16 protein-coding genes and 1 pseudogene are annotated in these 21,601 nt (G+C 53.4%); 10 read left to right on the top strand and 7 right to left on the bottom strand.

Features of this window, described 5'->3' with window-relative positions; genetic code table 11:
- Positions 1–657: 657 nt before the first annotated feature.
- The gene (locus LF929_RS16325; protein WP_019844402.1) at positions 658–1,182 is read left to right on the top strand and encodes a TIGR00645 family protein; all 525 of its coding nucleotides are present in this window, start codon (positions 658–660) and stop codon (positions 1,180–1,182) included.
- Positions 1,183–1,450: 268 nt separating this feature from the next.
- Here the strand turns inward: LF929_RS16325 and LF929_RS16320 are convergent, their stop codons facing one another.
- Positions 1,451–3,712 carry a molybdopterin-dependent oxidoreductase gene (locus tag LF929_RS16320; RefSeq protein ID WP_226092994.1) on the bottom strand — a complete coding sequence of 754 codons (2,262 nt, stop codon included), beginning with the start codon at positions 3,710–3,712 and terminating at the stop codon, positions 1,451–1,453.
- A gap of 247 nt (positions 3,713–3,959) precedes the next feature.
- Between LF929_RS16320 and LF929_RS16315 the strand changes: the two genes are divergently transcribed.
- Positions 3,960–4,853: a LysR substrate-binding domain-containing protein gene (locus tag LF929_RS16315; RefSeq protein ID WP_226092993.1), complete on the top strand. Its 894-nt coding sequence runs from the start codon at positions 3,960–3,962 to the stop codon at positions 4,851–4,853.
- Positions 4,854–4,992: 139 nt separating this feature from the next.
- Positions 4,993–5,445: an NUDIX domain-containing protein gene (locus LF929_RS16310; protein ID WP_168365035.1), complete on the top strand. Its 453-nt coding sequence runs from the start codon at positions 4,993–4,995 to the stop codon at positions 5,443–5,445.
- Here the strand turns inward: LF929_RS16310 and LF929_RS16305 are convergent.
- Positions 5,442–6,170: a sulfite exporter TauE/SafE family protein gene (locus tag LF929_RS16305; RefSeq protein WP_226092992.1), complete on the bottom strand. Its 729-nt coding sequence runs from the start codon at positions 6,168–6,170 to the stop codon at positions 5,442–5,444. The genes LF929_RS16310 and LF929_RS16305 overlap by 4 nt on opposite strands.
- A 278-nt stretch (positions 6,171–6,448) precedes the next feature.
- Here LF929_RS16305 and LF929_RS16300 point away from each other — a divergent pair, with 278 nt between their 5' ends.
- Positions 6,449–7,273 (top strand): hypothetical protein, encoded by an 825-nt coding sequence (locus LF929_RS16300; protein ID WP_038907189.1) that lies wholly within the window; start codon positions 6,449–6,451, stop codon positions 7,271–7,273.
- 528 nt (positions 7,274–7,801) lie between these two features.
- On the opposite strand, the gene LF929_RS16295 is transcribed toward LF929_RS16300, so the two are convergent.
- Together LF929_RS16295 and LF929_RS16290 are read right to left on the bottom strand one after the other, a co-directional pair.
- Positions 7,802–8,911 (bottom strand): SDR family oxidoreductase, encoded by a 1,110-nt coding sequence (locus LF929_RS16295; RefSeq protein ID WP_038903487.1) that lies wholly within the window; start codon positions 8,909–8,911, stop codon positions 7,802–7,804.
- Positions 8,912–9,363: 452 nt separating this feature from the next.
- Positions 9,364–10,149, bottom strand: coding sequence for a MipA/OmpV family protein (locus LF929_RS16290; protein WP_226092991.1), 786 nt, complete (start codon positions 10,147–10,149; stop codon positions 9,364–9,366).
- Positions 10,150–10,303: 154 nt separating this feature from the next.
- Between LF929_RS16290 and LF929_RS16285 the strand changes: the two genes are divergently transcribed.
- From LF929_RS16285 to LF929_RS16270, 4 genes are all read left to right on the top strand, one after another.
- Entirely contained in the window at positions 10,304–10,999 is a 696-nt protein-coding gene (locus tag LF929_RS16285) for a response regulator (RefSeq protein WP_038903489.1), read from the top strand.
- Complete coding sequence (locus tag LF929_RS16280) at positions 10,996–12,165, top strand: cell wall metabolism sensor histidine kinase WalK (protein ID WP_226092990.1); 1,170 nt, start codon at positions 10,996–10,998, stop codon at positions 12,163–12,165. The genes LF929_RS16285 and LF929_RS16280 overlap by 4 nt, the downstream gene beginning before the upstream one ends.
- Before the next feature lie 128 nt (positions 12,166–12,293).
- Positions 12,294–13,436, top strand: a complete 1,143-nt coding sequence (locus LF929_RS16275; protein ID WP_226092989.1) for an efflux RND transporter periplasmic adaptor subunit — start codon at positions 12,294–12,296, stop codon at positions 13,434–13,436.
- The gene (locus LF929_RS16270) at positions 13,436–16,501 is read left to right on the top strand and encodes an efflux RND transporter permease subunit (RefSeq protein ID WP_226093023.1); all 3,066 of its coding nucleotides are present in this window, start codon (positions 13,436–13,438) and stop codon (positions 16,499–16,501) included. The genes LF929_RS16275 and LF929_RS16270 overlap by 1 nt, the downstream gene beginning before the upstream one ends.
- Positions 16,502–16,576: 75 nt before the next feature.
- On the opposite strand, the gene LF929_RS16265 is transcribed toward LF929_RS16270, so the two are convergent.
- Positions 16,577–17,824: a conjugal transfer protein TraF gene (locus LF929_RS16265; protein WP_038903492.1), complete on the bottom strand. Its 1,248-nt coding sequence runs from the start codon at positions 17,822–17,824 to the stop codon at positions 16,577–16,579.
- A gap of 656 nt (positions 17,825–18,480) precedes the next feature.
- Between LF929_RS16265 and LF929_RS16260 the strand changes: the two genes are divergently transcribed.
- Positions 18,481–18,876, top strand: coding sequence for a helix-turn-helix domain-containing protein (locus LF929_RS16260; RefSeq protein WP_210175940.1), 396 nt, complete (start codon positions 18,481–18,483; stop codon positions 18,874–18,876).
- A gap of 50 nt (positions 18,877–18,926) precedes the next feature.
- Here LF929_RS16260 and LF929_RS16255 read toward each other — a convergent pair whose 3' ends face one another.
- Together LF929_RS16255 and LF929_RS16250 are read right to left on the bottom strand one after the other, a co-directional pair.
- Positions 18,927–19,454: an ATPase AAA gene (locus LF929_RS16255; RefSeq protein WP_038903495.1), complete on the bottom strand. Its 528-nt coding sequence runs from the start codon at positions 19,452–19,454 to the stop codon at positions 18,927–18,929.
- Between the two features lie 246 nt (positions 19,455–19,700).
- The gene (locus LF929_RS16250; protein ID WP_226092988.1) at positions 19,701–20,807 is read right to left on the bottom strand and encodes an ABC transporter substrate-binding protein; all 1,107 of its coding nucleotides are present in this window, start codon (positions 20,805–20,807) and stop codon (positions 19,701–19,703) included.
- Between the two features lie 374 nt (positions 20,808–21,181).
- Between LF929_RS16250 and LF929_RS16245 the strand changes: the two are divergent.
- A pseudogene (locus LF929_RS16245) lies at positions 21,182–21,595 on the top strand (Fic family protein); the annotation flags it as partial.
- Positions 21,596–21,601 lie beyond the last annotated feature (6 nt).

Below are 21,601 nucleotides of genomic sequence, written 5' to 3'. Positions count from 1 at the left end.
GTCAGGTAAAAAAATATCAGATAGTCAGGCCTGTCACGCCGCGTACAGACTGGAAAAAACGCATAAAAAAGCGTGGATGTATTCAATAGATTGGTGGTTGTTGTAATGCAGTCATTAAAAATAGACATTAAAGATCATAAAGTGTCTATTAATGTGTTGACTTGGATGTTTTTATTGCTATAACGTTTAGATAAATTAATTAATCTGTGTCATGCAGATAACCAAATATAAGAATTACATATAGCTGATGTGCTAATTGATTGTTGATGGCGTCTCTGACGCAAACAGTCATGCATCCGACACCAGGGAACCGAGAACGGATGCTTTACCACGGTGAAGTGACAGGAGATATATCGTTTCTCACCTTTCAGAACGCTGCACAACTGTGCAGCGTTTTTGTTTTGTGGGTCTGCCCTGGCTTGTGCTATTCATTCAGCGTTGTATGGGCGACAGTGGTGAGAAGACGGGGGCTATCGGGTTCATAGTTGTCGATTCTATTATGGAGCGGCTTTACTCGGGGTATTGACGGTATAATTCGGTGAAAACGGGTTTATTTTATTAAAAATCAATATGCTATATCGGTGAATATTTGAATAACACTCTGGCGAGTTTTTTCGCTATCATGCCTTTCTCTCAAACCTGTACCTGATAGGCGCTATGGAACGTTTTCTTGAAAATACGATGTACGCTGCACGGTGGCTGCTGGCTCCGGTTTATCTGGGGTTGTCGCTGGGATTACTGGCGCTGGCCATCAAGTTCTTTGAAGAGATTTGGCTTGTTTTGCCGAACATTTTCTCCATTGCGGAATCCGATTTGATCCTGACGCTGTTGTCGCTGGTGGACATGACGCTGGTGGGCGGGCTGCTGGTAATGGTGATGTTTTCCGGCTATGAAAACTTCGTCTCGGCGCTGGATATCGACGAGCACAAAGAAAAACTAAACTGGCTGGGGAAAATGGACTCCAGCTCGCTGAAAAACAAAGTGGCGGCATCAATTGTGGCGATTTCATCTATTCACCTGCTGCGGGTGTTTATGGATGCTAAAAACGTGCCGGACAACAAGCTGATGTGGTATGTGATTATTCACCTGACGTTTGTGTTGTCTGCTTTTGTGATGGGGTATCTGGACTGGCTGTCACGCCATGCTCATCACGGTGCTGAAAAAGCGCACGATAAGCATTGATCCGAGTTATATACCCAAAATAATTCGAGTTGCAGGAAGGCGGCAAGAGAGTGAATCCCGATGAGCTTACTCAGGTAAGTGATTCGGGTGAACGACAAATCGGCATGCGCCGATTTGAACGCTGCTTGCAGCGGCCCGAAGGGCGAGGCCCGTGAAGTGGGCCGAGTAACGCAGCCAACACACCTGCAACTTGAAGTATGACGGGTATAGAGAGGAAGCGCCCCCGATAACCGCGGGCGTTTTTTTATGGCTGGTACAGGGATGTTACTCAAAGCGCGATCACATCCACCAGGCAACTCATGGCGTTAGGGCCTTGTGTGAGTGGTGATGACCCCATATCACGGGTCAGCACGTTGGCATTGCCAGACTGTTCCACCTCGTGCCATTGCGCCTGACCGAAACCGGGCTCAAACCAGGCACCGGTCGCCATGATCACCACACCCGGTGTGACGCCATCGGTCACGTCCACCCCGGCGTAGATGCGTCCACGCTCGTTGCGTACTTCCACCCGTTCGCCGTGGCGAATACCGCGAGCCGCCGCATCCTGCGGATGCATGTACAGGGTTTCATGCCCGGCGGTTTTGTTCGCGCTAACCTGCGGCGTGCTGCCTAACTGGCTGTGCAGCCGATCGGCTGGCTGGATAGAGATAAAGTGCAACGGCCAGCGTTGTGTGACGTCTGCGCCGAGCCATTCTACCGGCGGCTGCCACTGCGGATGCGGGGCGAAATCCGGGTAACGGTAATCGGCGATGGTACTGCTGAATAGCTCGATTTTGCCGCTGGGCGTGTTGAGCGGGTGTTTCACCGGGTCGTGGCGGAATTCTTCGAAAAACACGAACGGTTTCTCATCCATCGGGATATCCACGTAGCCCTGTTGCCAGAAACCGTCGAAGTCAGGCCAGCTTTCGCCTACGCTGCCCTGACGCTCACGGCAGTTGAGGTACATCGTTTCCAGCCATTGACGCTCGGTACGGCCACCTTGAGTGAACGCGTCGCCATAACCTAAACGCTGGGCCAGTTCGCTGAAAATGTCGTAGTCATGGCGCGCCTGATGCTGTGGCGCAATCGCCTGATGCATGGCGAACACGAAACGATCCCGTGAGGAGCCGCCTATGTCGTTTCTTTCCAGCGAAGTGGTGACAGGCAGCACAATGTCGGCCATCTGCGCGGCAGCAGTCCAGACGATATCCTGCACGATAACCGTATCCGGGCGCTGCCAGCCTTCAACCAGCCGGTTAAGCTGCTGGTGATGGTGGAATGGGTTACCACCGGCCCAGTGGATCAGATGGATATCGGGATAAGTACGTTGCTCACCGCAAAACGTATAGGGTTTGCCGGGGTTGAGCAACATGTCGGCGATACGCGCGACCGGAATCGACTGGCCGGGATTGGGGACGGAGGGTGACGCGGGCGCGGGGGATGTCATGCGCTCGTTACCGACGCTGTTCATCGAGCCGTGACCAAACGAGAAACCACCGCCCGGTAACCCTACCTGCCCGAGCATGGCAGACAGTGCGATCATCATCCAGTAAGGCTGTTCGCCACGATGGGCGCGTTGCACCGAGTAAGAGCAGGTGATAAAGCTGCGTACACCGATCAACTGTTGCGCCAGTTTTTCGATACGTGCAGCCGGGATACCGGTGATGGCGCTGGCCCATGCCGGTGTTTTGGCAATACCGTCGCTGTGCCCATTGAGGTAGTCACGCAGTTGTGCGTAACCGACGCAATGACGCTCAAGAAAGTCACGGTCTTGCGCTTCCCGTCGCTGTATCTCGTAGCCCAGCGCCAGCATTAATGCTACGTCGGTATTAGGGCGGATAGGGATCCACTCTGCGTTGACGAATGCCGGGCAGTCATCGCGCATGGGGCTGATGTTGATAACCGGAATGCCGCGCGCCACCAGTTTTTCCAGCGCCGGTTTCAGCGTGTGGTGCCCGGCACCACCGGAGGCTACCTGGGCGTTTTTCAGCGCCAGTCCGCCGAAAGCAATAAACAGTTCGCAGTGATCTGCCACGCTACGCCACTCGGTCACTTTGCCGGTGAGCGGGTGGAAGGTGCCTATCACATACGGCAGGAAGAATTGTGCCGCTCCCCAACTGTAGTTGCCGGTCTGGTCTACCGCGCCACCGCCGGAGAAATAGAAACGTCGTACCTGAGAGCGGGCATGATGAAAGCGCCCGGCGGACGACCAGCCATATGACCCGGCGAACAGACCGTCAGCGCCGTAACGATCGCGTGCCCGGCGGTTTTCTTCCGCCACCAGATCCAGCGCGAGGTCCCAGTCCACTTCGACGAACGGTTCTTTACCACGCAGCGTACGATCGCTGTTCTCCCGTTTTTCCAGCCAGGATCGGCGCACCGCCGGTTTGCGAATACGTTTGTCGGAATAGACTAGCGGTACGATGGAGTCGAGCATGGGCGACGGGTCCGGGTCATTTGCAAACGGCTCGCAGCGGATAAGCCTGCCGTCTTCAACAACAGCGGTGAACGCGCCCCAATGGGCAAGGTGTGGATAACGCCTGATTGTCATAACGTCCTCGATAAATAGGCTGGATGCCGTGCAGGCTGGCGGTAACGCGCCAGGCAGTATTCCCTGAAAGGTACTGCTGATAATGCTATGGTTTGTTATCTATTTGGCTGATCATCATACAAGTCTGCTACATGACAGGCCAGTCAGTCCTTATGCCAATCAGGCATGTGTTATACCGGGCGGTCACGGTGTATTTTCCAGACTGTGATACAGTCTGACGGTGTGTAATCCCATAAAGCGACGACCCATGCACCGACTGCCTCCTCTGCCTGCGTTGCGCGCGTTTCTGGCTGCCTGTCGGGCAGGCAGTTATAGCGCTGCCGCTGAAGAATTGAATGTGACCCACGGCGCTATCAGCCGACAGATTCGTATCCTGGAAAGCTGGTTAGGGCAGACACTGTTTGTTCGATCCGGGCAGTGCATGGTGCCGACGCTGCATGCGCAGGCCTTTGCCAAGGAGATGAACGACGTACTGGGAGTCATGGATGAAGCGGCCCGCCGCTATGGCCGCGGTGAGGCAACGCAGTTATTGCGTATCAGCGCACCGGCGACCTTTACCATGCGCTGGCTGGCGCCTCGACTACCTGCATTTTATCAGGCTAATCCTGAAACGCTTATCCAGATCCATACCGCCACGACCCAGCAACTGGCGATGACCAGCGGTTTTGATCTGGTGATCCGTCTCGGGGTGTTTAATAGCGATCGTTTCAGTGCGCTGCCGTTTATGCAGGAGCATTATACCTTGCTGGCCGCCCCTTCATTGCTGGCGCATCAGCCGCTCTCTGCTCTCGGCGACGTGGTAAACCATACGTTGTTAGATACCGAAACGCGCCCCGGCTTTTGGTCACAGCTGTTCGATGTGGGTGGGTTAGTGGACCCCGGTACGCTTAACTGGTTGCGTTTTGATCATTTCTACGTCACGTATGCGGCGTTGATTGATGGGTTGGGCGTTGGACCGGGTCCGCTGCCGTTACTGGCGCGTGATGTGGCACTCGGCAGGTTGGTGGCTCCCTTGCCGGCGCTGCGTGTCGCCGAGCGTACCTATTATTTACTGACGCCTGCAGGGCTGGCAAAAACCCGGCTGCATCACCGCTTCGAACAGTGGCTGTTGGAACAGGTCGCCAGCACGGAGACGGTCTGACTGATACCACGCACCTTGGCTGACACCACACATTATTGTCATGCACCCGCGTTAACGTGGATACATGACCGAATCCGTACGCGGCTGAGTCAGCAGAGGTACGCCATGAATAGAGGTTCGCTATGAATAGAGGTATGTCATGAATTATGTGCAGGAAATGCGTCAGTTGATAGGGCATCGTCCGCTGCTGCTGGCGGGCGCTAACGTGATTTTACTAAACACGCGTGGACAGGTGCTGTTGCAGCATCGTCTGGAAGGGGTATGGGGGTTGCCCGGCGGGTTACTGGAACTGGGGGAGTCACTGGAAGAGACCGCGATTCGCGAAGTGCGTGAAGAGACCGGGCTGCAACTCAATAGGTTCGATTTTCTGAAAATGTTTTCTGGCCCCGACCACTTTTTCACCTTGCCCAATCAGGATCAGATCTATGTGCTGACGGCCTTGTATGTGTGCCGCGACTGGCAAGGCGATATTGTGGTGGATAAAACCGAGTCGCAGGACGTACGCTTTTTCGATTTTCAGGCGTTGCCGACATTGGGTAACGAGTATCGGGAATACCTCGATTATTTTTTGTCGTTATCGTCGCCACGTTAGTGCGCAGGTACAGTTTCCCACAGCAGTGAGAGACCAGCTATCAGCATCATGCTATCCACCAGTCGGTTAAACAGGGTGTCTGACAGGCGCAGTACGAAGCGTTTGCCGATGTACACCCCGGCGACCTGTGTTAACCCGACCAGCACGCCTGCCAATAGCACCGACCACGGTAGCGCACCTATCACCCCGAAGGTGGAGGCTTTGGTCAGATAGATGACCAGCGAAGCCGCAGACTCAGTGGCCAGCAGTGCGCCCTTTAGCAAGCCGTAACCGGCGAACAACGGTATCGTCAGTGGACCGGTGGAAAAGACGACGCCAGTGAGAAAGCCGACTACGCCGCCCGCCATCGCCAGTTGACTATCATTGAGCGTGAAAGCACGTCGGTGGGCCAGGTGACGTAGTGGAATCAGCAACAGGAAGAACAGGCCGATACACAGGCTCGACAAACGTACCGGCATCACCCACAGCAGGCTGGCACCGATGATCGATGCCGGAATGCCCGGCAGGCAGTAATAACCCAACGCCCGTAAATTGATGGCCTTACGCCACAGGATAACTTTGGAGATATTACTCATGGTCGCGGCGATCGCCATGATGGGCACCGCGGCCTGTGGGCTGAACGCCCACGCCAGTGCGGGCAGCAGAATGATGGAGCCGCCGGTGCCGACAATGCCGCTGACACTGCCCGCGAACAGACCGAGAATAAGGATCAGGATGTCGCTCATAGATGACCTCTGCGTAGGGATTGCTGTGTTTGAGGTGAGCATACCTGTGTGAAAAGAGAGTATCTCTGCCGAAAAAATCACAGTTGTGTGAGTTAAATTCACATATGGGTCGATGAAATGGTAAAGGCGGTAAACGCCTTGACAGTCAATCTTCCGCTTGCATAGGGTGGAAACGGCTGACGTGATGGACCGATAACGCCCAGCCAGTCGACGCCGCGGCGACTTTACACACAGCCTGACGTCTTCGTAATGAGAATAATAAAATAAGGTGTTGCAACATGAGTCTGACGACGTATCTGGGTAAGCAGGTGCTGGGGGTGCTGGCCTGTTATCAACAAGGAAATGTAGTAATTCATATCTGTGGGGTGTATCCGCGTGCGGATAACAGCTTGCGGGTGTTCTTCCCCAAAGGGCATGACCTGACGGTGGGGACGCTGGCGACGGTACACCTTGATAATCGCACCGGTGTTGATGAGTTCGATGCCAATATTTCGGTCTACCGTGCGTCGTACAAGGGACGTGTGGTCAGCGTAGATGAAGATTGGGTTATTCTGGCACCGCGCGAATGCCAGTTGTTGCACGGGTTCACCCCGGTCGTGGATATTCGTGAGCCGGGTTACGTGTTCCCAACTGATAATCGCCCGGAACGACCGGTGCCTTGGACGGCGATGACGTCACTGCCCGATACCGAGCGCAAAGACTTCACCAATAAAGTCGGCGTATTGGTGACGATGGCTGAAGAGCAGCCGCATACCACGGTGCTGGCGTTTCTCTCCTCGGTCGAGGACGATATTTTCCTGATTACCTTCCCGGAAACCTTCAAATCCAAATTACTGAAACGTAATCCACATTGTTTCTTCGCGATGGATGAGCGCTCGCACTATACCTTTGAGCGTTCGATCGAGTGGAATTACACCCTGATTGAAGGTGATGCACATCTGATTGACCCGACAACGCCGTTGTTTGAAGAAGTGCGCCATGCGTTCATCAATAAAAACCCGTGGGAAATGGCGTTCTTCCTGCGCCCGAATCTGGAGATGTATCACATCAAGAGCCGTCAATTGGTGTGTCCAGGGTCTCGCCAGTCTATTGACGCCGCGTGACAGAGCACCACACGAGTACAAAATGATATATCAATTAGCGCCCTGACATTGCAGGGCGTTATTATATTTCGCATTTGAAATAAAAAATAATCCCAATGCTATACCCAAAATAATTCGAGTTGCAGGAAGGCGGCAAGAGAGTGAATCCCGATGAGCTTACTCAGGTAAGTGATTCGGGTGAGCGAGCGCAGCCAACACACCTGCAACTTAAAGTATGACGGGGATATTTCTATTATTATTGGTTTTATTATTGTTGGTTTTATTATTGTTGGAATTGATTAACGGTATTGATAGTAAAGCGTTATTTTTAATTCCTGATTGGCTTTGTTTTTTAAACCTATTCCTATTGTGAATTAGCCATGTTTCTTAAAGAGTTTTTAGTGAACCCGGCGGCTTATTACCAAGGGCGATGTGGCGTTGCTCAAGACGGGAAGTGATTGATGAATAGTGGGAAAAAGGAAGAGTAGGCAGAGTCTGCACTGGCCCCGTTGTCTTCAGTGGTAATCACGGGGCCAGTGTTGGGAACGGTTATTTAAAATCGACCGTCATCAGTTCCGGTACGCTGTAATGACGGGTCGTTTCCACACATTTACCCACGTATTCGGTAAAGCGTGGCGGGGTTTTCATACCCAGTTGCAACAGTTTACGGTTGCTGAATTTCACATTTAACTGGGCGAATGAACCGTAAAGACGCATCGCACGCAGCATCAGACGTTCATTGCAAGGGCCGTACAGCTCGCTAAAGCTGCTGCGCAGTTTGATAAGATCAGGGTAACTGACCTGACGGTAGGCTTCGCCCATCGGCGGACGTGCAGCTGCCTGTGCCATCGCTTCATCTACCTCGTTGAAACTGACGCTGGAAGCTTCGCCTGCGGAAATATGGTAGATATCGTTAACGGCCTGTTCTGAATGCATCAGCAGCAGGATCGCGTCGGCACAGAAATCCACCGGAATGACGTCGATTTTGTCATCCAGTGAACACATGAATTTCTTGAGTTTCATCGCCATTTCGAACACCCAGTAGATGCTGCTCGACGGTTTACAGCCCAGACGTGAATGGCCGACGATGATGGATGGACGCACGATCAGCAACGGCATAGCCGGGCAGTGCTCACGCATCAGGTTTTCGATGGTTGCTTTGGACAGCGTGTATTCGACGATGTGTGATTTTTCCGTATCCAGATGACCACATTCTTCCACCACCTGATCCTGCTCCGGAACGCACGACATCGCTGTGCCGATCTGGATGAATTTTTGCAGTGAAGCAACCTGGCTCATGCGCTTGGCGAATGCCAGCGTGCCTTCCACATTAACTTTCCAAATTAATGGATTATTGCCAAATGAGGCGATGGCCGCACTGTTGATGACATGGGTGATACTGTCCAGTACCGGGTTCTGTAGAAAAGACTCCGGTTCAGCCAGGTCACCAACGATAATATTGTCTGCAGTTAAACGAGATAATACCGATTCTGGAATATCAAATTTACGCAGATTATTGAGAATTCGTTTAAGTCCATCCTGCTGCGTTTCAGCTCTGACCAGCATAAATATATTTTCGATCTGCTTGTCCTGTAACGCTTTTTCCATAATAGCACCGCCAAGGAAACCTGTGGCCCCGGTGATAAAGACTTTTTTCATGACGTGATAACCCTGATTAATTTGTCAAAAAGGCCAAAAGCGAGTGCTGTCTGAATAACGCTCAGGAGCAGCGCGGCTATTCTATTTCAGTCAGTTTTATATTTTCAATTTGCCAGACGCTTTTTCTTATGTTGTTGTCGTTCTGTTTAGCTTTTTGTGCTCTTGTTATTTTCCTTAAGATGTTATTTCTCTGGATTTTTATGCCATACGTGACCCATGAAATGAAAACGAACCTACCCGGTCGACGTATCAAGCCATAATCGAGGAAGGAGTGGAAAATGGAGTGACGCACTTGTCATCCAGTGGCGATAGCCTCACCGGATAGCCGCTGTATAATACAGTACCGTGATGGTATCAGCACTGTTTTTTCAGCGAGAACCCGGGGAGACTCAGTGTTCTCGTCAGCGCTTAGCGTCTGGCACCGACGAGAACAGAGGCGAGGAGAGCCTGGATTAGAACGTATAGCTAACGGCAACGGTGCCTTCACCCTGATCGGCGCGAAACACGATGGGGCTGTCTGAGGCTTTATCGTTCAGGTGGGTATAACCGCCGCTGAGCAGGGTGGTCCAGTGTGAGTCGAACTGATGTGACCAGAACAGCGAGACAGACTGCCCGTATAGGCCACTTCCAGCCTGATAGACGCGATAACCCGAGTTCTGGCTCTGCTGCTGGCTGACGCCGTAAAACAGGTTGTTATTGCGCGCATCGCCGAACAGCAATATGCCCTGTGCGCCTAGTGTGTCTGACTTATTCTGGAACAGAATGCTGGTCAGCGACGTCTGGTATTGCACACCCTGACTGTCGGTTAACGGCAGCGTTGCCTTCGCTTCCACTGACCACTGGCTGTTAAATTGCCAGCCGATCGCCACTGCGGTATTCAGTACGCCATCAATTTTTCCCATACCGCGTAATTTGTCAGAGCCGGCACGGAACGTGGAGTTTTTGTCGGTTCGGCCTGGGTTGTAGCCTAGCGTGTGCTCGAGATAAAACTGGCCGAATTGCAGGTCATAGCCGGCACCTTTGGCGGTATCGAAAAAGAAAGCCCCCTGACGAGCCTGAATCACCGGCAGCAGGTTCCAGACTTGCTGATCGGAACCGCTGTAGCGCGGCGCATTGTGAGCGGCAAGGCCGACAGTCACGCCATCTTGTTGATCTGGCGAGGTATCGTCAGCCCAACTGGTGTTGCTGGCGGCCAAGAAAAGAGTAGCTATGTAAAAGGGGATATGTCGCACTATCATCCTGTCTGAACTCCTTAAAACGGGAACGTGATGTTGCCTTGTCGTGGTGTTTTATTCTGGCGCTTTTGTGCTTCCTTGTACGAAGTGTCGAAGTATACACATTAGCGTCAATACCCCGTCAGTAAATGATGAAGAAATTATCAAGAGGGCCATGATGAGTCTGAAACGCATTCTGATAATCGAAGATGACACGGATGCTGCCAGCGTGCTGGAAGCGTACCTGAAACGTGATAATTTTCAGGTACTGTTGGCAAGTGACGGCGTTGGCGGACTGGAAATGTCGCTGCGAGTAAAGCCCGATCTGATCCTGCTCGACGTGATGCTGCCGGGCATGAACGGGACTGAAGTGTTGACGGCTTTACGTCGTAAAAGCGACATCCCGGTTATCATGGTGACCGCAATGGGGGATGACACCGATAAGATTGGTGCGTTGCGCTACGGTGCCGATGACTACGTCACTAAACCCTATCACCCTGGTGAGGTGGTCGCGCGGGTTCAGGCTGTATTACGACGCACTAGCGGTGCGATGACGCCAGGCCAGACGCTGAGCTTTGGTCCGTTGGTGGTCGATCAGGATGCGATGCTGGCGGCGGTGACTGACACACAAGGTCATAGTCAGCCGCTGGAGCTGACGCCGACAGAGTTTAGCCTGCTGACGACCCTATTGCGGGCGCAGACTCGAGCCTTTTCCCGTCAGGAACTGTTGGAAGCCTGCTTGCCCGATAGCGATGCGCTGGAGCGGGTGGTGGATACGCACATCTATAATCTGCGCAAAAAACTCGAAGCGGTGGGGATTAGCGGGGTTCTGCTGACGGTTCGCGCGGTGGGTTACCGGTTTCGTCAGCCATGAAAACGCTACCTCCTCTCTCGTTATGGCGCTGGCTTTGCCTGCGGATTTTGTCGCTGGCGATAGGCACAGTGGTACTGATCGCTACCTGTATGTGGCTGCGTTTTATTATCTGGAGCCTGTGGGTAGTGCACAGTATGCCGGAAGCCGTGCGTAATGAATTCGAAATATTACGCGCTAATCCTGAACTGGACCGCACCCACTACTACCACATTCTGGAGACCTGGTTCGGCCCCAAACTCTTCGACCTCTCTATTGCCTCTGAAGATTGGTTGATTTTGGGGGTATTGGTGTTGGTTGCTATCCCGTTGATCGTGATGCTGGGTCTATGGGCGGCGAGACCATTATCGGTGCAGTTCAGTCAACTGGCTGTGGCGGCGCGCGAGGTAGCGCGCGGGCAGTTTTCCACCCGCGCCCGCATGGTGCCAGGGGCGCCCGCCGAGCTGACGTTGCTGACCCATGACTTTAACGCCATGACCGCACAACTCGAGCGTTACGAGCGTGAGTTGCATGCCTCGCATGTGGCGATGGCGCATGAGTTGCGCTCGCCGTTGACGGCTGCGATGGGGCGGTTGCAGGGCATGTTGGATGGGGTTTTTCAGCCGGATCCCCACCAGTTGCAAATGGTGATGAACCAGATGCTCAACCTTAACCGACTGATTGAAGACCTGCATTTACTCTCGATGGCCAGTGCCGGACAACTGGCTATCGACAAAACCCGGCTAAACCCGGTGGAACTGCTGCGTGACCGTATCGCCTGGTTGAAGCCCAATGCGGAGGCGGCCGGTTTCACGGTGACATTGCATGCCGATGAGGAAGGGTACTGTCTGGCGGATCCGCTCCGGTTGGGGCAGGTCTTTACCATCCTGATGGATAACGCCTTGCGTTATGCGGCGGAAGGGAAGACACAACGGATTGACGTCATACGCCAGCAGGACCGATGGCGTATCCAGTTTCGTGACTACGGGCCCGGCGTCAGTGATGCCTTCCTGCCGCATATCTTTGAGCGTTTTTCCCGGGCGGATACTTCGCGGGCGCGCCATTCCGGCGGCAGCGGACTGGGGTTGTCCATCGCTGAGGCGATTTGTGGTGCGCTTGGTGGCAGCCTGACAGCGGAAAACCATCCGCAGGGGGGCATGTGTTTTACCCTTGAATTACCGGTGGCGTAAGATTAGGAAGCCTGTTGCCTGAGATAACGTTGGTTTTTCAGCAACCTTGATGGTTTCTTGATAAAGCGTGGAAACAATCTGGAAATGTATGTGGTGTAATGATCCGTAGCGGTTAACAGGAAACCATTATGACACAGACAGAGTCCATGCTTTGCGTTTTGCATCATTTGAGCTGTCACTGGCGCAGCGCTGTTGCTCGTGCCTGTGGCGTGTGGGCGGTATTACTGCTTATCGGTGTGCTATCCGGTTGCGATAACACCAGTAGCAAGCCCGCGCCTGCGCCGCTGCGCCCGGTGCGTACCGTGACAGTCGAGCCATCCGATACCGGTGATGTCTTATCCCAGACCGGCGAGATCCGTCCGGCGGAAGAAACCGCGCTGGGTTTCCGTCTGGATGGTCGAATCGTATCGCGTATGGTGGATGTCGGGTCAGAGGTAAAGGCTGGCGATGTGATAGCCACGCTCGATCCCCGCGACACGGATAACCAGCTACAAAGCGCGAAGGCGGATTTGACCCGAGCGATAGCATCGGAGCGACTCGCGGAGCAAAATCTTAACCGAATGAAACAACTGGCGCCGAATGGCGCTATTTCCCGCTCTCAACTCGATGAGGCCCAGTCGAACTGGGCATCGGCGGTATCGGTGCGTGAAAGCGCACAAGCCAGTGTCAAAAGTGCGCAGGACCGCCTGGGGTATACCCGGCTCTCTGCGCCGGTCGCCGGTGTGATCACCTCGGTCAGCGCTAACCCCGGTCAGGTGGTGAATGCGGGTCAGGAAGTGGTGCGACTGGCGACGTTTACCGGCCGCGATGCGGTTTTCAATGTCTCTGAACGGTTGATTACCAGCGGCATGACCGACCCGCTGGTGACCGTGTCCTTGTTATCCAATCCAGCTATCAAAGTCCGTGGGCGTGTGCGGGACGTCAGCCCGTTGGCGGACGCGGAAACCCGTACCTGGCGGGTGCGGGTTTCACTCACCGAACCACCGAAAGAAATGGTGCTGGGAGCCACCGTAGAGGGTGAAATCACGCTGCCCGGCAGTCGCGTTATCGTGTTGCCAGCCTCGGCGCTCAGCCGTCAGGGTGATAATCCGGCGGTGTTTGTGGTCGACCCGCAGACGCAGGTGTTGCGGTTACAACCGATCACCCTGCGGCATTATAACGAATCTCAGTTGGTTGTTGCCGGTGGTTTGTCGGCGGGTGACAAGGTGGTCACCGCTGGCGTGAGTAAACTGCGGGCGGGTGAAAAGGTCGCGCTGGCGGAGGCGCAATGATGTCATCGGGATTCAAGCAAAAATGGAACCTTTCTGCCTGGGCACTGGCCCATCAGCAACTGGTGGCATTTCTGATGCTGGTCGTTGTGGCAGCCGGTGTGATGAGCTATGAGCGCTTGCCGCGTAACGAAGATCCGGCGTTTACCATCAAAACCGCAGTGGTCTCTGCCAGTTGGCCCGGAGCCACCGTGCAGGATACCGTCAGCTTTGTGACCGATGTGCTGGAAAAGAAGCTGCAGGAAACGCCTTACCTTGATTTTACTGAAAGCTACAGCCGCGCTGGTGAGGCGGTGATATTCGTCAACCTGCGTGACAATACACCACCGTCCAAAGTGCAGAGCATCTGGTATACCGTTCGCAAAAAGATGAAGGATGTGGCACCCAGCCTGCCTGATGGGGTGACTGAGCCAGCGGTTAACGATGAGTTTGACGACACGTTCGGCACTATCTATGGCTTTACCGCCGAGGGATACTCGCCGCGTGAGCTGCGCGATAAGGTGGATGACATTCGTACTGCGCTGCTCTCTACACCGGATATCGGCAAAATTGAGGTATTGGGCGCGCAGGATGAGCAAATTGTGGTGGCCTTTTCGCCCAGACAACTGGCAGGGATGGGGCTTTCCCTGCAACAGGTGGCGGCAGCGTTGCAGGCACAGAATGCCGTTAGTCCGGCTGGCATCATTCGAACCGATAGTGACAAGGTGGCGCTTCGGGTCAGCGGCGCGTTTGTGTCCGAAGCGAGCCTGCGGGACGTGACGCTGCGTATTGGGAGCCGTTTCATCCCGCTGACCGACATCGCGACGATTCACCGTCAGGCGGCTGAGCCACCCGCACCGGCGTTTCGCGTTAATGGACAACCGGCCATTGGGCTGGCGATCTCAATGGCATCGACCGGCAATATGTTGGACTTCGGTAACGCGCTGCGCAGCAAGATGGCGACGATCAGCGCGTCACTACCGTATGGGATTGAGGTCACCAACGTGGCGGATCAATCTGCGGTGGTGGCGTCGTCGGTCAACGGTTTTGTCCGGGTGCTGCTGGAGGCCGTCGTGATCGTTCTGGCGGTATCGTTCGTCTCGCTGGGTAGCCGTGCTGGTCTGGTGGTGGCGGCGTCGATACCGATTGTGCTGGCGATGACCTTCACCGGTATGGAGGTAGCAGGTATTGGCCTGCAGCGCATTTCACTGGGGGCGCTGATTATCGCGCTCGGGCTGCTGGTGGATGACGCCATGATCACGGTGGAGGCGATGGTATCGAGTCTGGAGAAGGGCGATGCCCGTGAACAGGCCGCTACCCGTGCTTATGACACCACCGCGTTTCCGATGCTTACCGGTACGCTGGTGATGATCGCAGGTTTCATTCCTGTGGGGTTTGCCGCATCCAGCGCCGGTGAGTACTGCTACTCGTTGTTTATTGTGGTGATGATTTCGCTCATCAGCTCCTGGGTGGTGGCTATTCTGTTCTCGCCGCTGATTGGCGTCTGGTTGCTGCCGAAGGCGGTGAAAGCCCATCAACATAACGCTGGGTGGCTGTCGCGTCTCTACGAGCGCTTGCTGTCGAGCGCGTTGCGCTACCGTGGCCGAACACTGCTGCTGGCGGTGGTGTTGCTGGCGCTGGCTATTGTGGCTGCTGGTCGGCTGGAAGGCGAGTTTTTCCCGGCATCGGACCGGCCAGAACTGCTGGTCAGCCTGACGTTGCCGAATAATGCCTCTCAGGAAGCGACTGAACGAGAGGTGGCGCGGCTGGAGCAGTCGCTGAAAGACGACCCGGACCTGGATCATTTCTCTACCTATGTCGGCTCCGGTGCAGTACGTTTTTATCTGCCCATGGACGTACTGTTAGAAAATGAAAATATCGCGCAACTGGTGGTGGTCGCGAAAGGGTTAAAAGAGCGGGATGCGCTGCGTGCCCGATTGGAGAAACGCCTGCAACAGGATTTCAGCTACTTGGTGACCCGTGTATCGCCGCTGGAATTAGGGCCACCCGTTGGCTGGCCGCTCAAATACCGGGTGAGCGGGCCGGATATTAGCAAGGTTCGCGAGTATGCGACCGGCCTGGCCGCGCTGATTGGCAACACCCCCGGTACACGGGAAGTGAACCTGACCGCCGGTGAACCGGAGCGTGCGATTCGTATTGACCTCAATCAGACGGAAGCGCGTGCGGTGGGCATCAGTTCGCAGGATGTCGCCAGCGCGTTGGCGACCATTTTCTCCGGCACCAGGGTAACCAGCGTGCGCGATCGTAACCGCATGGTGGGCGTGGTGGTGCGTGCCCGCGATGAGGAGCGCCAGGATCTGGATACGGTTGCCAGTCTGCAACTGCGTGCGGCTAATGGGCAACAGGTACCGCTGGGGCAGATAGCCTCCATTGGGTATGGCATTGACGAACCGATCATCTGGCGTCACAAACGTATCCCTTTTATCACGGTGCAAACCGACCTGGCTCCTGGGGTTCGTGCTCAGGCATTGTCAGCGACGTTGGCACCGAAAGTGGCGGCGTATCAGGCGACATTACCCTCGGGTTACCGTATTAAAGAAGGCGGCTCGGTAGCGGAGTCCAACAAGGGGAACAGCTCGGTATATCGGGTGTTGCCGGTCACGCTGCTGGTGATGTTGATATTGCTGATGGTGCAGTTGCAACGCTTCTCTCGCATGATGCTGGCGGTGATGATGGCACCGTTCGGGCTGATTGGCATCGTGGCGGCGATGCTGCCAACCGGTACGCCGATGGGGTTTGTCGCTTTACTCGGGGTTATCGCCCTGGCAGGGATGATCATCCGTAATGCGGTGATCCTGATCAGTGAGGTGGACACCAACACCGCCGCCGGTATGTCGGCCACCGAGGCGATTATCCACGCAGCTCGCCACCGCTCGCGTCCCATTCTGTTGACTGCCATGGCGGCGGTTTTGGGGATGATCCCCATCTCCAGACAGGTATTCTGGGGGCCGATGGCCTACGCCATTATCGGCGGGCTGATCGTCGCGACATTGCTGACGCTGACGGTGTTACCAGCGGCTATCAGTCTGGTGATGCAGTGGGAGGCGCGCACTAAATCGCAGCGATAACGCGTGGATAACGCGGGTAAGAGAGCCTGTTATTCGAATATGGCCCGGCATCAGTCACGATACCGGGCCGCAGGCTCAGAAGGTAAAACTCAGTTTGGCGGCAGCGCCATAGGTGTGTTGGCTTGCGGTGCCGACCATGCCGGTCAGGTCAAGATGGACGCCGAAGGGAGACAACCCAACACCGGCGGTGACCTGGTCTTTGTCACTGTCGCGCATATTGGCGCGATAACCCACACGCAATTGCGCCCAGGACAGTACGCGATATTCCGCACCCACACCGGCGTACTGGTTCTTTTTCTCAGCATCAAAACCACTGGCGGGCGTCAGGTCGATATCGGTCGCCAGCGTCAGCTTGTCTTTGTTCCAGGCGGTACCGGCAGTGACCTGCGGGCGAAGGCTGAAAGTGCGCTGAATGCCCTGCACCTCTTTGGTATCGATCCGGCGTCCTATCAGGTTTTGTGCCACCAGACCGGCGCTCCAGTTGGGCGTCAGGTTGGTACTTACCCCCAAATCCAGGTTCGCACCGGTCGTGGATTTTCTGAATTCTGAATTGCGAAAATCGGAGGTGCTGTAGTTATTGATTGATGCAATATAGTTATAGGTATCAATCTGTTGCAGTTTCGGTGTGATACCGACCGAGACCGGCTGACCGGCAATACTGAATGCTTTCGCCATGGCGACACCGTACTCGGTCACCAGCGCGCCTGCGCCTTCGGCCCGGGAGGTGAAGCTATTCAGGTCGGCTGAACTGGGAATGGTTCTTCCGGCCGCCACGCTATCCAGATAGGCCAGGTCACGGTCGGTCACCACCGCTTTGGCGTTGGCAACCCCCCAGCCTTTCACAACAAAAGCGAAGGGGAGTGTTTGATTGGGAACCGCAATGACGGCCGCTGCCGCGGCATCGCCGTAAGCGCGATCGCCATTGATGCCTTCCAATTCACCCCGTAGCGACTGAAAGGAGGAGATACCCTGTTGTAACGCCAGTCGACGCAACAGCGGGTTGGTGACACCGCTGCTGGCGTTCAGCGTGTTTTTGACGCTGTCCCAACTGCTTTTGATACGATCGAATTTGTCTTCCACTTTGTCTGGATCGGAAACGAAGACACCAACGGACGGGAGGATCACGCTAACATTATCGCTGGCCTGCGCGTTGGTGAGCAGTGCCGGGTTGGTCAATGCCGCAGAACCGTAGTGGGATGAGGCGACACCCGTTCCCCCCATAGCGTCATTCCTTGCATCCGACCAGGTGCCAGCAGCAAAGGTGACGGCGGGAGAAAACAAACCCGCTACCGTTATGGCGCGGACGAGTGAGTTTTTGTGCATACGAGCATTCCTTTATCAAATAAGGGATTGAGGAAAAATTTCCTTTTTGCTGTGTGCTCGTAGTGTTTTTTAAAAATAAACGTAGTAGCTAAAGTAAAAGTAGAGGACACCCTTATACAGACTGAGAAAAAATACTCCAGTGGCAGGAGGCTTGCCTCACAGCAGCTTGAAATGGCTTTTTCGGTGTGTCGCTTTTTCAGTGTGTTATTGCACCAAAGACTCGCGTGCAAAAAGCATCGACAGCCTAACATTTTCATTTTTGGCAGTGATAGTCTTTTACCTGATATCAGGCACCTCTGGTGGCATGTTTTTCTAGTTTGTTGAATTTATTATCTTTATTGATTGCGTGAATAGCGTGCTTTAATTTGCTCTATTTGATGGAATGAATATCTTGAATTAATGTCGATATTATGTAATCCCTGTGTTATCTGCCAGATAACGTCAATATCCACCCTGTAGCAGCGTTGCCTCTTTCCTTATTTTCTTTGTGATGATGGCGGCATTCATTTACCTCTCATTATTCCATTAGATTATTTTATGCCGATGATGTTTTTAATCCCTGATAGGGTGAAAGCGCAAGGGGCATAGGAAAGCGAGTGTTTATTTCTACCGCTATCTTGTACCGGCGTGTGGGCAGTAACGATAAAAGGTGAAGTATGCGAAAAGTTGAACGATTTCAGCGTGGGGATTTACTGGTGGCGGCCTGTCCGTCGCGCGAAGTTTTACAACATATCACCAGCCGCTGGGGCATTCTGATTCTGATTGTGCTGGAATCCAAAACGCTGCGGTTCAGTGAATTACGTCGGCTGATTAATGGTATCAGCGAACGTATGCTGGCTCAGACCTTACAATGTCTGGAAGGCGACGGTTTGATTCATCGGGTGGCTTACGATGTGGTGCCGCCGCACGTGGAATACAGCCTGACCCCGCTGGGAAAAGAAGCATCGGAAAAGGTGCGTGTGCTGGTCGATTGGATAGAAGAAAGTATGCCGCGTATTACTGAACACTGGCGTAAATCGGGAGCGCTGCGTTCGTTGAAAACGCCTGCCTGATATTTGCTGCGCGTTCGAACTGCGTGACAGGTTGAGGTTGTCCCCGAGTGCTATCTTGTGAGGCCCCACTCATCAAACTGTTTGCTGATTTCCTTAATGGACGCGAGCTTTATCTTGGGGAGTGTCAGCGTTTCAAAAAGCTCAGCATAGTATTTCCTGTTCCCTGGCGTGACAGCGGCAATATGGTGGACCATTCTCCAGTTCAGTCTGTCTTTTCCTCCTTCCAGACCACCATAACGCTGGTATTGAAACAGTGTGCGATTCACATAGCGAGACAAACTCGCCAGTGTGGATACATCAAGCAAAATAAGCCCGGTAGCACGGGATAAACGCTGCGGCAGGCATCTTTTATAATTTCCATCCATGACCCACTTTTCTTTATTGATTGCCGCATCGTGCAATAGCAGAAATTCATTGAATGGACGTTCTTGCCAGTTCGAATAGGGGACATGGAAAAAACGGTCCAGATGAATAACCTCCAGATGACGTTTCTTCGCGATAGCATGCGCCAGGGTAGATTTACCGCTATTCGATGGCCCGATAATGCAAATTCTGTCGCCTAAATCGGAAAGTTTCATCGAGACTCTCATTCATCGCCGCTGAACCCGAGCCAATAATACTGACGTTGATGCCATTGTTCTATTATTAATCGACCGCTTAGCGGGAAGGGAGGGATTATCATCGAATGATGCTGTCATTGGCGCGATAACAGAACATCCCAGCCTTAAGGCCAGGATGTTAAACACGCTTGTTTAAGTAAGCAGGTTGCAGCATAAGGGGGCTTTTTACCGTTCTTGTGCTGCTAAGTCAGAACGGTTTGTGGCTCAGGGTTTTGCCAGTGAAATGGCAAAGGTACCCTGCGGAACCACCGGCAGATATTTACGGTAATAGTCGAGATAGTTTTTGACCGGATCGATATCTTTGAATAACTCCGGGTAGAGGGATTTGGCAATGAATTGCACCATGGCGAAGTCAGACAGCGTACGTGACGCGCCCTGATAAACCGCGAACACCTGCTGGTTTTTCACCGCGGGGAAATCAGCCCAGCCAGCGCGCTGCGTGAACCCACGCAATTTTGCTTCAGCATCCGCTTTATTCACACCCACGCCCATGAGCATTGCATCGGCGACTTTATTGTCCTCACGACCGGAGAAGAACACGGCGTCTGGTTTGCTGCTCAGCACTTGCTCAGGGTTCATGATTCCCCACAATTTCACATAGGGGGCAGCAATATTATCGCCACCGGCTAAATCTAGCATCGATCCCCACATGTTTTGACCGTAGGTAAAGGAGTATTCGGACGGGCCACGGTTACCGAATTCAAAATACACTTTGGGTTTAGGTTTATGGGCCGCAGCGATACGTGCTTCTACCGTTTCGATGCTGCTTTGATAAAAGTGTGCTATCTCATTGGCACGTTCGGTGTTTCCGGTCAGTTGACCAAATATTTGCGTTGATTTCACATGCAGAGCGACCGTCTGAGCGTTGTAATCCACCACGACGACAGGGATATGCAGTTGCTCAAGGGTGGCGACTTCTGCTTTCAGCGCCTGATATTGCCAGCTCGCCAGGATCACCACATCGGGTTTCAGGCTGATCAACTTCTCAATTGACACGTTATGCAAGTCAACTTCGCCAATATCGGGCAGTGTTGCCAGTGAAGGGCGATGTTTCACGTACATCTCCCAGTTGGACGGAACCTTGCCGCGCCAGGCTTCGCGCGAGATACCTACGACATGATCAAAGGCTTTCTCACCGCCGACCGCCATGTAGTCTTCAAAGTAAAAGCCCAGAATGGCGCGTTTAACCGGCACATCAACGGTCACGTTGCGCCCGGCGGTGTCATTGATCGTCACTTGTGTAGCGATGGAGGCACCGCTAATGACAGATAAACCGAGTAACACGATACCCCTGAAAATACTGAACAACATCCTGACCTCTCTTCTTATATGACCTGGAATCATGCGCCGAAAAAGCTGAATAAGAATAATAAAAATTCGCATTAAAGACCAGCGGGATAGAAGAGGATTAGGAAACAACATGCAGGTATTAGTGAAGGTTAAGTATTTTGTTGACGATTCCTGTTCCTGATGACCCCTGTGCAGGTAACAGCCGATATCTCTCTGTGTTGAAGATCTTTTGAACGTATATTTGATATGTTGGATTTGCGATTTTTGAGATAACCAAAAATGGTGTGAGAAATAATTTATTGATTGTATTGATATTTTTTCTATCGTTTTGAGATGTCGTCATGCTTGGTTTGAGATAACTACATATCATGGCTCAATTTAATCACTTTGCCCCCTCGCTGTAATTCATCGACGAGCATCTAAATAATGGTGATGAGATAACGGAATATTTTATCCGCGAGCTACATAGTCTGGCGGTTGTCGGGTTGCAACAGGAAGGCGACCGAACACCCGGTGCCTATCGACAATATAACGTCAGCATCGCTCAGTTTGACCATTTACCGCCGGATCACATCGGCGTTCCTGACTATATTTCAGAACTGACCGCCTTTATTAACCGTGCTGATAAACCAAAATATGATCTGATGAAGATTGCGCTGGCGCATCATCGTTTTGGCTGGATACATCCATTTGGCAACGGTACTGGTAGAGCGGTCAGACTGCTGACCTATGCGTTATTGGTCAAGTATGGTTTTAATGTTCAGGCGGGTGGACGGGTTCTTAATCCGACAGCGGTATTTTGTAACGATCTCATA

The sequence above is a fragment of the Dickeya oryzae genome (genome assembly GCF_020406815.2).
GTDB classification, from domain to species: domain Bacteria; phylum Pseudomonadota; class Gammaproteobacteria; order Enterobacterales; family Enterobacteriaceae; genus Dickeya; species Dickeya oryzae.
Note: the sequence above shows the minus strand (reverse complement) of the source record. Positions and strands in the feature narration are given on the sequence as shown.